The following is a 12,914-nucleotide window of genomic DNA, read 5'->3' as shown; positions in this document are numbered from 1 at the left end:
TGAGGTGTCCGCGAGGGTGTCGATCGTCGCCGGTCAGGACACTATGCGTCCGTTCTCGTACGTGTAGAAGCCCTGACCGGTCTTCTTGCCCAACAGACCGCCCTCCACCATGCGCAGCAGCAACGGCGGAGCGGCGTACAGCGGTTCCTTGTACTCCTCGTACATCGAGTCGGCGATGGACTTCACCGTGTCGAGACCGATGAGGTCGGACAGGGTCAGCGGTCCCATCGGGTGGGCCAGGCCGAGCACGGTCGCCTTGTCGATGTCCTCGCGAGTGGCGAAGCCCGACTCCACCATCCGGACGGCGGCGAGGAGGTACGGCACCAGCAGCGCGTTGACGACGAAGCCGGATCGGTCCGTCGCGCGGACCACCTGCTTGCCGAGTACGTCGGCCGCGAAGCGTTCCGCGCGGGCGACCACCGCGTCGGACGTGACGAGCGACGGGATCAGCTCGACCAGCGGCAACACCGGTACGGGGTTGAAGAAGTGCAGCCCCACCACGCGCTCGGGACGGGTGGTGGCGGTGGCGATCCGGGTGATGGGGAGCGACGACGTGTTGGAGGCCAGCACGGCGTCGGCGTCGGTGACGACCCGGTCGAGTTCGGCGAAGATCTCGGTCTTGATGCGCTCGTTCTCGAGCACGGCCTCGACGACGATCTGCCGGTCGGCGAAGTCGGCGAGATCGGTGGTGAACCGCAGGCAGTCGGCGGCCTGGTCACGTTCGCGCTCGGTGATCTTGCCGCTGGAGACGCCGCGGTCGAGGGACTTGCGGATGCGGGCACGACCGGCGTCGACGAGGTCGGCGGTCTTCTCGAACACCAGGACGTCGACGCGGGCGCGCGCGCACACCTCGGCGATGCCGGCACCCATCTGCCCGGCGCCGACGATGCCGACGCGCTCGATCTTCTCGCTGGACACTACGAACTCCTTCGTTCGCCGTCGGCCGTGAACGCGAACGCGACGACGGCGGCAGGCGAGGTGGGGGGTAACTCTGCTGGGGTACGGGCGAAGCCCATGGGTACGAGTCAGGCGGCCCGCAACGGAAGCTGCGGACCGCCTGACTGGTGCGAAGAAACCTCGGAGAGGCGGCTCAGCTCAGTGGAACTGGCCCTCTTCGGTGCTGCCCTTGAGGGCGGCGGTCGAGGTGTTGGGGTCGACCGTGGTGGCGATGCGGTCGAAGTAGCCCGCACCGACCTCGCGCTGGTGCTTGATGGCGGTGAAGCCACGCTCGGCGGCGGCCTTGAACTCGCGCTCCTGCAGGTCGACGAAGGCGGTCATGCCCTCGCGGGCGTAGCCGTGGGCCAGGTCGAACATGCCGTAGTTGAGCGAGTGGAAGCCGGCGAGGGTGATGAACTGGAACTTGAAGCCCATCGCGCCGAGCTCGCGCTGGAACTTCGCGATGGTGGCGTCGTCCAGGTGCGCCTTCCAGTTGAAGGAGGGCGAGCAGTTGTAGGCGAGGAGCTGGTCCGGGAACTCGGCGCGCACCGACTCGGCGAACTTCTTGGCGACCTCGAGGTCCGGCACGCCGGTCTCCATCCAGATGAGGTCGGCGTAGGGGGCGTAGGCCTTGGCGCGAGCGATGCAGGGCTCGATGCCGTTCTTGACGCCGAAGAAGCCCTCGGCGGTGCGGGTGCCGTCGAGGAACTCGCGGTCGCGCTCGTCGACGTCGGAGGTGATGAGCGTGGCGGCCTCGGCGTCGGTGCGGGCGATGATGACCGACGGGACGTCCGCGACGTCGGCCGCGAGGCGAGCCGAGGTCAGGGTGCGGATGTGCTGCTGCGTCGGGATGAGCACCTTGCCACCGAGGTGGCCGCACTTCTTCTCCGAGGCGAGCTGGTCCTCCCAGTGCACACCGGCGGCGCCGGCGGCGATCATGGCCTTCTGCAGCTCGTAGGCGTTGAGCGCGCCACCGAAGCCGGCCTCGGCGTCGGCGACGATGGGGGCGAGCCAGTTGCTCACCGAGGTGTCGCCCTCGATCTTGGCGATCTCGTCGGCGCGGAGCAGCGCGTTGTTGATGCGGCGCACGACGGACGGCACGGAGTTGGCCGGGTAGAGGCTCTGGTCCGGGTAGGTGTGGCCGGAGAGGTTGGCGTCACCGGCGACCTGCCAGCCGGAGAGGTAGATGGCCTTGAGGCCGGCGCGCACCTGCTGCACGGCCATGTTGCCGGTGAGGGCACCGAGGGAGTTGATGTAGTCCTCGTTGTTCACGAGGTCCCAGAGGATCTCCGAGCCGCGACGCGCGAGGGTCGCTTCCTCGACGACCGTGCCCTGGAGGTCGGTGACCTGCTGGGCGGTGTAGTTGCGCTCGACACCCTTCCAGCGAGGGTTGGTGTCCCAATCCTTCTGGATCTCTTCGGTGGTCCTGGGGGTACCGGTGGTCGACATCGACAGCTCCGTCTCTTCGGTTTCGTCCGCCGACGGCCACGTGCGCCGACCCCGCAGGGTCTTCGCAGGGTTGTCAGGCGGATCGGATGTACGAGACCACGATGGCACAGGCGAAAAATGGTGTCTACCTGCTGAGACTGTAAAGTTCGGCTAAGCAGTACGAGCATACTGCGAATGTTGCGAAGATCGGCGTCGCCAAGACGCCGCCGACCTACCCGCCGGTAACCGCATCGTCGCACGTCGGGAACGAAATGAACGAAAGTCCGTCGGCGGCGCGCGGGCCCCATGCCGTCGCCGGCGCCGCACTCGGCGCCGGCGCGCACTGTGACCGACGTCACCGTACGTTCGTACTGTTTGCCCCCGTCGGCGGGGCTTCTAGGCTCGGTCCATGGCCCGGACGTACGTCGGCGCGCGGTTGCGCCAGCTGCGCGTCGAGCGCGGACTGTCCCAGGCCGCCCTCGCCGCGCGCCTCGACATCTCCGCGAGCTACCTCAACCAGATCGAGCACGACGTCCGGCCCCTCACCGCCGCCGTCCTCACCCGCATCACGACGGCGTTCGGCGTCGACACCACGTTCTTCTCCACCCAGGACGACACGCGGTTGATCGCCGAACTCCGCGAGGTCACGCTCGACCAGGACGTCGCCGTGCCCACCGACGTCGACGAGCTGGCGGCGTTCGTCTCCGCGCATCCCGGCCTTGCGCGGGCGATGGTGGACATGCACAGCCGGTACCGCAACACCTCCGCACAGCTGGCGGCGGCCACCGAGGACCGGTTCGCCGACGGCAGTGGCAGCGGGGCGATCTCCAAACCGCACGAGGAGGTCCGGGACTACTTCTACCGGCGCCAGAACTATCTCGACGAACTCGACACCGCCGCCGAGGATCTGGCCAACCGGCTGCGTTTCCACCGAGCCGACATCGCCGCGGAGATCGCCAAGCGGCTCCGCAACCTCTACGACGTGCACATCGTCGAGCGCATCGACCTCGGCGAGGGCGTGCTGCATCGGTTCGATCCCCGCACCCGGCTGCTCGAGATCTCGCCGCGACTGTCCGGTGGGCAGAAGGTCTTTCGCTTCGCCGCCGAGCTCGCCTACCTGGAGAACGGCGATCTGATCCGCCGTCTGGTCGACGAGGGCAACTTCTCCGGCGAGGAGTCCCGCGCGCTCGCGAGCCTGGGGCTGGCGAACTACTTCGCCGCGGCGACGGTATTGCCCTACACCAGGTTCCACGAGGTGGCCGAGGACTTCCGCTACGACATCGAGCGGCTGTCGGCCTACTACGCCGTGAGTTACGAGACCGTCTGTCACCGACTCTCGACGTTGCAGCGTCCGTCGCTACGCGGCGTGCCGTTCTCCTTCGTCCGCGTCGACCGCGCCGGCAACATGTCGAAACGCCAGTCCGCCACCGGGTTTCACTTCTCGTCGAGCGGCGGCACGTGCCCGCTGTGGAACGTCTACGAGACCTTCGCCTACCCCGGCCGCATCATGACGCAGATCGCCGAGATGCCCGACGGGCGTCGCTACCTGTGGATCGCCCGCACCGTGGAACGACGCGCGGCGCGGTACGGCGAGCCCGGCAAGACGTTCGCCATCGGCCTCGGGTGCGAGCTGCGGCACGCGTCGCGACTCGTCTACGCCGACGGCCTCGACCTCGACACCGCGCGCGGCGCGACCCCGATCGGCGCGGGGTGTCGGGTGTGCGAACGCGCGCACTGCCCCCAGCGCGCGTTCCCGCCGCTGGGGAAGGCGCTCGACATCGACGCCCATCGCAGTTCGGTGTCACCGTACGTTCTGCGGGACCGGTGACGGGCCGGTCCCGTAGCGTCGGCCGCATGACCGGTCGCATCCCCGCTGGCACGCTGTCCACGCTCCGCCCGATCAACTTCGCGATCGCGCGCCTCGCGAGCCGTGTGGTGGGGGCACCGGACATGCATCTGTTCTCCACGCTCGGGCAGACCCGCGGATTGTTCCGTGCGTGGCTGGTCTACAGCGCCCGGCTGATGCCCTTCGGCACGCTCGCCCGGCGGGACGCGGAAACGGTGATCCTCCGCGTGGCCGCCGTCCGCGAGTGCGGGTACGAGCAGGACCACCACCGCCGGCTCGGGCGGCGGGCCGGCCTCACCGCCGCGGAGATCGCGGCACTGGAGCACACCGACGCCGGGACGCACGGGGACCTCGACGAGCGGGCTCGGACCGTCGTGACCGCCGTCGACGAACTCCTCGTCGAGCAGGACCTCGCCGACGCCACGTGGACGCGGCTCGGGGCGTACCTGACCGACCGTCAGCGCATCGAGTTCGTCCTGTTGGTGACGCAGTACGACGGGCTCGCCACCACGATTCGCACCCTGCGTATTCCCCGCGACTACACGTAGCGGGAACGGCAACACCCCGGCCGCTCGCGAGCGGCCGGGGTGTTCACGTCGGACGATCAGAAGTTGATCATGTGCCCGGCGAGACCGTGGATGGCCTCCTGCAGGGCTTCGCTGAGCGTCGGGTGCGTGTGGACGTTGCGGGCCAGCTCGGTGGCGGTCAGATCCCACTTCTGCGCGAGCGTGAGCTCGGGCAGCAGCTCGGAGACGTCGGGGCCGATGAGGTGGCCGCCGAGCAGCTCGCCGTGCTGCGTGTCCGCGATGAGCTTGACGAAGCCCGTCGGATCGCCGAGGCCGTGCGCCTTGCCGTTGGCCGTCATGGGGAACGTGGCGACCTTGATGTCGTGGCCCGCGTCCTTGGCCTGGGCCTCGGTGAGACCGAAGCTGGCCACCTGCGGCTGGCAGAACGTCGCGCGCGGCATGAAGCGGTAGTCGTCGATCGGCAGCGTCTCGGCCCCACCGATGGTCTCGGCGGCGACGACGCCCTGCGCCTCGGCGACGTGCGCCAACTGCAGCTTGGCGGTGACGTCACCGATCGCGTAGATGTGCGGGACATTGGTGCGCATGACCGAGTCGATGGCGATCGCGCCGCGGTCGGTGAGCTCGACGCCGGTCTTGTCCAGGCCGTAGCCCTCGACGCGGGGAGCGAAGCCCACGGACTGCATGACCTTGTCCACGGTGACCGTCTCGGTCTCGCCGGACTTGTTGTTCTTGATTGCGACGGTGACCTTGCTGCCGTCGTCGTCGATGCTCTGCACCGCGGCGCCGGTCATGATCTTCACGCCGAGCTTCTTGTACTGCTTGGCGATCTCCTTCGAGACGTCCTCGTCCTCGTTGGGGAGCGCACGGTCGAGGAACTCGACGATGGTGACGTCCACGCCGTAGTTCTTCAGGACGTAGCCGAACTCCATGCCGATCGCGCCGGCACCCACGATGAGGATCGACCCCGGCAGATCCTTGGTCATGATCTGCTCTTCGTAGGTGACGACGTTCTCGCTCAGGGAGGTGCCCGGCAGCAGCTTGGTGGTGCTGCCGGTGGAGATGATCGCGTTGTCGAACGTGACCGTCTCGGTCCCGCCCTTGCTCAGCTCGACGGAGATGGTGTTGGCGTCGGTGAACGAGCCCTTCCCGTCGAACTGGTCGATCTTGTTCTTCTTCATCAGGAAGTGGATGCCCTTGACGCGGCCCTCCGCGACCTTGCGGCTGCGATCGTAGGCAGCGCCGAAGTCGAACGACACGTCACCGGAGATGCCGAACTGCTTGGCCTCCTTGGTGAACAGGTGCGCCAGTTCGGCGTTGCGGAGCAGAGCCTTGGACGGGATGCATCCCACGTTGAGGCACACCCCGCCCCAGTACTTCTGCTCGACGATGGCGGTTTTCAGGCCCAGCTGCGCCGCGCGGATGGCAGCGACGTATCCACCGGGACCGGCTCCGAGGACGACGACGTCATAGTGTGAGGTCACGGTGCCTCACCTTAGTCCCGTTGCCTCCGACACACGAGGCGCGGTCCAACCAGCGGGGTTTTCGTTCGTAGTGTTTCCTCGCTCGGCTCAGTCCGGGATCATGTCGAAGGTGTCGGGGTTGGGACCCGTGCGGCCGTCCTCGCCCTTGTCGAGCGCGGAGATCTCCTGGATCTGCCGGTCGTCGAGCTCGAAGTCGAAGATGTCGAAATTGGCCTCGACGCGCTCGCGGGTGACGGACTTGGGGAAGACGATGTCCCCGCGCTGGATGTGCCACCGCAGCGTGACCTGGGCGGTGGACTTGCCCACGTCCTTCGCGATGCGCTCGAGTTCGGGATCGTCCAGCACCTTGCCCTGGGCGATGGGCGACCACGCCTCGGTGGCGATGCCGTGCTCCGAGCCGTAGGCCCGCACCTGCTCGTTGCCGAAGTACGGGTGCACCTCGATCTGGTTGACGGCCGGCACGGTGTCGGTCTCCGCGGCAAGCTTCTCGAGGTGGGGCACCTGGAAGTTGGAGACGCCGATGCTGCGGGCCCGGCCGTCACGCTGGAACTCTTCGAGCACCTTCCAGGTGGAGACGTAGTCGCCGTCGTAGCGGGTGGGCAGCGGCCAGTGGATGAGGAACAGGTCGACGTAGTCGGTACCGAGCTTCTCGAGGGTCTCGTCGAAGGAGCGGCGGGCGTCGTCGGGGCGGTGGAAGCCGTTGTTCAGCTTGCTGGTGATCCACACCTGGTCGCGGTCGACGCCGGAATCGCGCACACCCTGCCCCGTTTCGGCCTCGTTGCCGTACATCTGGGCGGTGTCGAGGTGCCGGTAGCCGACCTCGATGGCGGTCCGCACGGCGTCGGCGGTGTTCTCGGGCTCGATCTGGAACACGCCGAAGCCCAGCTGGGGGATGCTGCGGCCGTCGTTCAGGGACACGGTGGGAACTGCACTCATGATCGTGGGAACTCCTCGTCTCGACTTGCGGTACTGCTCGGGTACCCCGGAGTCCCCGTGATCACGCCCCGCGACCGGCCGCGGGGCGCGATGATGACGGCATGACCGACTTCAACGAACAGATCATCGGCGAGTTCCGGGAGAACGGCGGCCGGGTGTCCACCGCCGGCTTCGGGGACAACCTGGTGGTGTTGCACTCCATCGGCGCACGCAGCGGCGAGGTCCGGCTGAACCCGCTGTTCGCGCTGCGGGAGGACGACTCGTGGTTGGTGGTCGGGTCGGCCGCGGGCTCGCCCAAGGATCCCGCGTGGGTGCACAACCTCCGCGCGCATCCGCGGATCGAGATGGAGGTGCCCGGCGCGACGCCCGGGACGGACGAGGTGCGGACGGTGGAGGTGGACGTCACCGAGATCGACGCCGACGGGTCCGACCCGTCGGCGTGGACGCAGCGGTGGGACCGGTTCACCGCGGCGTCCAGCGGCTTCCTCGACTACCTGACGACGGCGGAGGGTCGGCGATTCCCGATCTTCCGGTTGACGCCGGTGTCCTGAGGAGTCAGACCCAGATCTCGCCCGCGACGCGCCGGAAATTACCGGCGACGACGGCGTCGACCGCGGCGTCGTCCCACCCTCGCGAGCGGAGAACGTTCGGCAGGGTGCGGGTGTCCTCCGGCGGAACCCACTGCAGCGGACCGTAGGCGGTGTACTCGGGCCCGAAGGCGTCCGGGTGCGCTGCCACCTCGGCGACGAAGTCCTCGTGGTCGAACGAGAAGTCCGACCCGACGCCCACGTGGTCGATGCCGAGGAGCTCCACGCCGTACTCGACGTGGTCCGCCATCGCCTCGACCCGCGCGGCGCCGTCGTCGATCCCGTTGACACCGAGGAAGATTCCGACGCCGTTGATGCCGACGACGCCGCCGGTGTCGGCGCACGCGCGCGCCTGGTCGTCGGTGATGTTGCGCGGGTGTTCCCACAGCGCAGCGAAATTCGAGTGGCTGTAGATCATGGGGCGCTCGGTGATCGCGGCGATGTCCAGTCCGCTACGACGCGAGCAGTGCGAGCCGTCGGCGGCCATGCCGGCCGCGTTCATCGCACGCACGAGGTCGCGTCCGTGGGCGGTGAGACCGGTGTCGACGGCGTCGAGACACCCACAGCCCGCGGCGTTCTCGTGGTTGTAGGTCGGGAGCAGGGACCGCACGCCCAGGCCCACGAAGTACGCGACGTTGTCGAGATCACCGTCCAGCGGCGCCGAGTCCTCGAGGTCGAATGCCAGCCCGAGCACACCGTCGGACCACGCGCGGTCCACGTCGTCCACCGTGTGAACCAGACGAAAGCGTGGATCGCGGGATGCACGGTCCGTCCACGCCGAGATCATCGCGGTGCTCGCCGCCCGGTCCTGCGGCGAGTAACCGACGTTGACCGACAGGTAGGCGCCGGTGCCGTACCGGGTGAGGGGCGTGATGTCCGCCTCCGGGTCGAGCGGCAGGCAGGTGTGCTGTTCCCACAGGCGCATGGTGGGTCAGCATGTCACGACGCCGAACAGCGCTCCCGCTCGCTACCCGTGGCGCTCCCGGTCGACTCCCACCGCGGCGCGGACGAGTTCCGCCGCCGCCGGCCGCGAGGTCGACGCCGTGGTGACGGCCAGGCCGTGCACCATCCAGTGACGGGCATGGATCTCCCGCGCCAAGCGGAGCCGGCCACGCAGGTCGCCGACCGGCACGGTGGTGGCGCCGGTGGACCGGACCGCGTCGCCGGAGTAGATGCGCAGGCCGGACCCGGGATCGGACACCGGTGACCGCAGGATCGACGCCGCCACCCGGTCCGCGAGCAGGCGCAGGCCACGTCGGCCGCGCCGCGTGCCGACGACCATGCCCACGCCCACACCGTCGGCAGTCGTGACGAGTCGAGCGATGTCCGCGGCGCGCCAGTGCCGGTCCGCACCGGGATCGTCGACCACGACGATCCGATCGAAGCCCAGCACGTCGACGGTGCTCGCACCCGTGACCGCCCGCACGGTGGCGGCCGGCAGAACGGTGCGGACGGCGTCCTGAACGGCCTGAGACCCGGCGCGATCGGCGGCGACGCAGACCAGAGTGCCCGCGCTCGAGGGTTCGACGGACAGGGGTTCGAATGACTGGCGTACGACGGACGAGGCCCGAGCGGTCGTTCCGAACGGCCGGGGACGCGCCGTCTCGCGCGTTGTCTCGCGCGTCGTTTCGTGAGCCGTCTCGTGAGCCGTCTCGTGAGACACGGACATGGGGTTGACCTCCGGTCGGCCCGGCCGTGACAGGGCGGGCGTGGCTGTTCTGTGGCTCAAACCTACCATTTCCCCGTTTTTGTTGCCATTGTTCGATCAACGGACGGTTCTCGCAGTCGGGTGTGGCCGCCCACAGCCGGGCACAATGGGGCCGGTGACGGACCCCTACCTCTGGCTCGAGGACGTGACCGGCGCCGATGCGCTCGAACACGTGACCTCTCGCAACCGCCGGACCCTCGCCGAGTTCGCCGACGACGCGGAATTCGCCCGCCTCGAACAGCGCCTGCGCGACATTCTCGACACGGATGCGCGCATCCCGTACGTCCGGCGCCGGGGGCAGCATCTCTACAACTTCTGGAAGGACGCCGCCCACCCCCGCGGGCTCTGGCGGCGGACCACCCTCGAGCGATACCGCACGGACGATCCGGAGTGGGACGTCGTGCTCGATCTCGACGCCCTGGCCGCCGACGAGGACGAGAACTGGGTGTGGTCCGGCGCGCAGGTTCGTCGGCCCGACTTCGACCGCGCCCTGATCGCGCTCTCCCGCGGCGGCGCGGACGCCACGGTGATCCGTGAATTCGACCTGGAAAAAAGGGCTTTCGTCCCCGCCTCCGAGGGCGGTTTCACCGTTCCCGAGGCCAAGACGGACATCGGGTGGATCGACGCCGACACCGTCTACGTCGGCACGGACACCGGGCCCGGCAGCCTCACCACGTCCGGCTATCCCCGCCGGGCGCAACGGTGGCGGCGCGGCACGCCACTGCACGACGCGCCCGTGGTGGTCGAGGGCGACCCCACCGACGTCGCCGTGTCGGTGTGGTTCGACCCCACCGAGGGTCACACCCGCACCGTCGTCTCGAGGGCGACCGGGTTCTTCGACAGCGAGGTCTCCGTCCTCGGCCCCGACGATCGACCGATCCGTATCGACGCCCCCACCGACGCGTCGGTGTCGCTCCACCGCGAATGGTTGACCATCCGCATCACCACCGCATGGACGCTCGACGGCGTCCTGCACCCGGCCGGCACGCTGCTCGTCGCGCGCATCGACGACTGGATCGCCGGCGACCGTCGGGTGCGCACCGTGTTCCGACCCGACGCCCACACCTCGCTGCACCAGGTGGCCTGGACCGAGAACCACCTGCTCCTCGTCGTGCTCGAGGACGTGCGGTCCGCGGTCGTCGTCGTCACGCTGAACGACGACGGACTCGAGACCGAGCGCCTCACCGGCCTGCCCGAGAACGCGTCGGTGAGCATCGTCGGCACCGATCCCGACGACGGTGGGGACGAGTTCTTCCTCGACGTGGGCAACTACGTGACGCCGTCGACTCTGGTGTGGGGGACCGTGCAGGGACAGCGCGAGGTGCTACGGCGATCCCCCGCCTTCTTCGACGCCGACGGGCTCACCGTCGACCAGTTCTTCGCGACGTCCGAGGACGGCACCCGCGTGCCGTACTTCGTCGTCCACCGGGCGCGCCCGGACGCCGGGACCGACGATCCGAGCGAGACCGAGCCGGCACCCGGGCCGACGCTGCTCTACGCGTACGGCGGCTTCGAGGTGTCGCTCACGCCGTCGTACAGCGGCATCGTCGGCGCCGCCTGGCTCGAACGCGGTGGCACGTACGTCGTCGCCAACCTGCGCGGGGGCGGCGAGTACGGACCGGCGTGGCACACCGACGTCCGGGTGGCCGGTCGGCACAAGGTGCACGAGGACTTCGCGGCCGTCGCCCGGGATCTCGTCGACCGCGGCATCACCACCGCGGACCGCCTCGGTGCACGCGGCGGCAGCAACGGCGGACTGCTCATGGGCATCGCCCTGACGAAGTACCCGGAGTTGTTCGGCGCCATCGTGTGTCAGGTTCCGCTGCTCGACATGAAGCGCTATCACCTGCTGCTCGCGGGCGCGTCGTGGATGGCGGAGTACGGCGATCCGGACGACCCCGACGACTGGGCAGTCATCTCCGAGTACTCGCCTTACCAGAACGTGCGGCGCCCCGGCGAGTCCGGCCCGACGTATCCGCCGGTGCTCGTCACCACGTCCACGCGGGACGACCGGGTCCACCCCGGCCACGCCCGCAAGATGGCCGCACGTCTCGAGGAGTACGGCCACGACGTCTCGTACTACGAGAACATCGAGGGCGGCCACGGCGGCGCCGCCGACAACGCGCAGCTCGCCTTCACCTCGGCCCTCGCCTTCACCTTCCTGTGGCGAATGCTGACCTGATCGGTCGGGCGTCGGGCGATCAATCCGCGTCGGGATCGGCCGGGCCCACGATCGACGGGTCCGGCCGACCCACCACCTCGTGGTCCTTGTTGGCGTAGTCGAACCGGTCGAGCACGAAGCGCATCGATTCGAGTCGGGCGCGCTTCTTGTCGTTGCTCTTCACCGTGATCCACGGGGCGTGGTCGGTGTGGGTCAGGCGGAACATGTCCTCCTTCGCCCGCGTGTACGCCTCCCACTTGTCCAGCGACGCGAGGTCCATCGGGGAGAGCTTCCACTGCCGTACCGGGTCCACCTGTCGGATGGCGAACCGCGTGCGCTGCTCGGACTGCGACACCGAGAACCAGAACTTGGTCAGATGGATGCCGTCGTCGACGAGCATGCGCTCGAACAGCGGGACCTGCACGAGGAAGCGCCGGTACTCCTCGTCCGTGCAGAAGCCCATGACGCGCTCGACGCCGGCGCGGTTGTACCAGGAGCGGTCGAACAGGACGAGTTCCCCGGCGGCGGGCAGATGCGTGACGTACCGCTGGAAGTACCACTGGGTCGATTCGCGGGCCGAGGGCTTCTCGAGCGCGACCACTCGCGACCCACGCGGATTGAGATGCTCGGTGAAACGTTTGATGGTGCCGCCCTTGCCGGCGGCGTCGCGACCCTCGAAGACGATGACGTGTCGGCCGCCGGTGTCCTTGATCCAGTTCTGCAGCTTCAGCAGCTCGATCTGCAGCAGACGCTTGGTGCCCTCGTACTCGAGGCGGGGCAGGCGGTGGTCGTACGGATATCCCTCGCGCCACGTGTCGACGGCGCGGCCGTCCGGCGCGACCAGAACGGGATCGTCGTCGTCGTCGTCGCGAACGGACCAGGCGGACGGGGCAGACGGGGCGGACGGGGCGTCGGGGCGGGCGAGCAGCGTCGACGGATCGGTCACGCCCGGCACGGTACGAGCCGCCGGGAACGACGCGGTGACGGCCGTGTGAACGACGCGAGCCCCGCCTCTGTCAGGCGGGGCTCGCGTGGGGCGTGATCGCCCGTCGGGTCAGGTCGGGTCGCCGCCGCTGCTGCTGCTCCCGCTTCCGGTGTCGGCGCCGTCGAGCAGGCCGGAGAACAGGTCGCCGATGCTGTCGAAGAAGCTCTCGAAGATCGCGTCGAATCCGCCGGACAGGGTCTCGAGAAGAGTGTCGAGGAATTCCATCTGCCGTTCGTTCCTTTCTCGGAGGCGATCACCGCGCCGGATGCGGGCAACCTGTGAACGCCTTCGAATCAATCACGATCGGCCGCATCGCGAA

12 protein-coding genes are annotated in these 12,914 nt (G+C 68.8%); 4 read left to right on the top strand and 8 right to left on the bottom strand.

The features are described from left to right. Window positions 1-33: 33 nt before the first annotated feature. A complete protein-coding gene (locus A3Q40_RS00930; RefSeq protein WP_068099405.1) occupies window positions 34-918 on the bottom strand; it encodes a 3-hydroxybutyryl-CoA dehydrogenase in 885 nt (294 codons plus the stop codon). 177 nt (window positions 919-1,095) lie between these two features. After that, window positions 1,096-2,385 carry an isocitrate lyase gene (gene aceA, locus A3Q40_RS00925; protein ID WP_068099404.1) on the bottom strand — a complete coding sequence of 430 codons (1,290 nt, stop codon included), beginning with the start codon at window positions 2,383-2,385 and terminating at the stop codon, window positions 1,096-1,098. Between the two features lie 388 nt (window positions 2,386-2,773). Here aceA and ramB point away from each other — a divergent pair, with 388 nt between their 5' ends. Continuing rightward, window positions 2,774-4,192: an acetate metabolism transcriptional regulator RamB gene (gene ramB, locus A3Q40_RS00920; protein ID WP_068099403.1), complete on the top strand. Its 1,419-nt coding sequence runs from the start codon at window positions 2,774-2,776 to the stop codon at window positions 4,190-4,192. Window positions 4,193-4,218: 26 nt separating this feature from the next. Then, a complete protein-coding gene (locus A3Q40_RS00915; protein ID WP_068099402.1) occupies window positions 4,219-4,758 on the top strand; it encodes a carboxymuconolactone decarboxylase family protein in 540 nt (179 codons plus the stop codon). 56 nt (window positions 4,759-4,814) lie between these two features. On the opposite strand, the gene lpdA is transcribed toward A3Q40_RS00915, so the two are convergent. Both lpdA and A3Q40_RS00905 read right to left on the bottom strand, forming a co-directional pair. Beyond that, the gene (gene lpdA / locus A3Q40_RS00910; protein WP_068099401.1) at window positions 4,815-6,218 is read right to left on the bottom strand and encodes a dihydrolipoyl dehydrogenase; all 1,404 of its coding nucleotides are present in this window, start codon (window positions 6,216-6,218) and stop codon (window positions 4,815-4,817) included. A gap of 87 nt (window positions 6,219-6,305) precedes the next feature. Further along, window positions 6,306-7,154, bottom strand: coding sequence for an aldo/keto reductase (locus A3Q40_RS00905; protein WP_068099400.1), 849 nt, complete (start codon window positions 7,152-7,154; stop codon window positions 6,306-6,308). A 101-nt stretch (window positions 7,155-7,255) separates the two neighbouring features. On the opposite strand from A3Q40_RS00905, the gene A3Q40_RS00900 reads away from it, so the two are divergent. After that, window positions 7,256-7,705, top strand: coding sequence for a nitroreductase/quinone reductase family protein (locus A3Q40_RS00900; protein ID WP_068099399.1), 450 nt, complete (start codon window positions 7,256-7,258; stop codon window positions 7,703-7,705). Between the two features lie 4 nt (window positions 7,706-7,709). Here A3Q40_RS00900 and A3Q40_RS00895 read toward each other — a convergent pair whose 3' ends face one another. Both A3Q40_RS00895 and A3Q40_RS00890 read right to left on the bottom strand, forming a co-directional pair. After that, a complete protein-coding gene (locus A3Q40_RS00895) occupies window positions 7,710-8,666 on the bottom strand; it encodes a dipeptidase (RefSeq protein ID WP_068099398.1) in 957 nt (318 codons plus the stop codon). A 42-nt stretch (window positions 8,667-8,708) separates the two neighbouring features. Next, window positions 8,709-9,410: a hypothetical protein gene (locus A3Q40_RS00890; RefSeq protein ID WP_068099397.1), complete on the bottom strand. Its 702-nt coding sequence runs from the start codon at window positions 9,408-9,410 to the stop codon at window positions 8,709-8,711. 145 nt (window positions 9,411-9,555) lie between these two features. Here A3Q40_RS00890 and A3Q40_RS00885 point away from each other — a divergent pair, with 145 nt between their 5' ends. Further along, window positions 9,556-11,631: a prolyl oligopeptidase family serine peptidase gene (locus tag A3Q40_RS00885; RefSeq protein ID WP_068099396.1), complete on the top strand. Its 2,076-nt coding sequence runs from the start codon at window positions 9,556-9,558 to the stop codon at window positions 11,629-11,631. Window positions 11,632-11,650: 19 nt separating this feature from the next. Here A3Q40_RS00885 and ppk2 read toward each other — a convergent pair whose 3' ends face one another. Together ppk2 and A3Q40_RS20010 are read right to left on the bottom strand one after the other, a co-directional pair. Further along, entirely contained in the window at window positions 11,651-12,538 is an 888-nt protein-coding gene (gene ppk2, locus A3Q40_RS00880; RefSeq protein WP_068104814.1) for a polyphosphate kinase 2, read from the bottom strand. 126 nt (window positions 12,539-12,664) lie between these two features. After that, window positions 12,665-12,820 (bottom strand): hypothetical protein, encoded by a 156-nt coding sequence (locus A3Q40_RS20010; protein ID WP_157889455.1) that lies wholly within the window; start codon window positions 12,818-12,820, stop codon window positions 12,665-12,667. Window positions 12,821-12,914: the final 94 nt, after the last annotated feature.

The sequence above is a fragment of the Rhodococcus sp. PBTS 1 genome (assembly GCF_001620025.1).
Taxonomy (GTDB): domain Bacteria; phylum Actinomycetota; class Actinomycetes; order Mycobacteriales; family Mycobacteriaceae; genus Rhodococcoides; species Rhodococcoides kroppenstedtii.
This window is presented reverse-complemented; position numbering and strand designations above follow the sequence as displayed.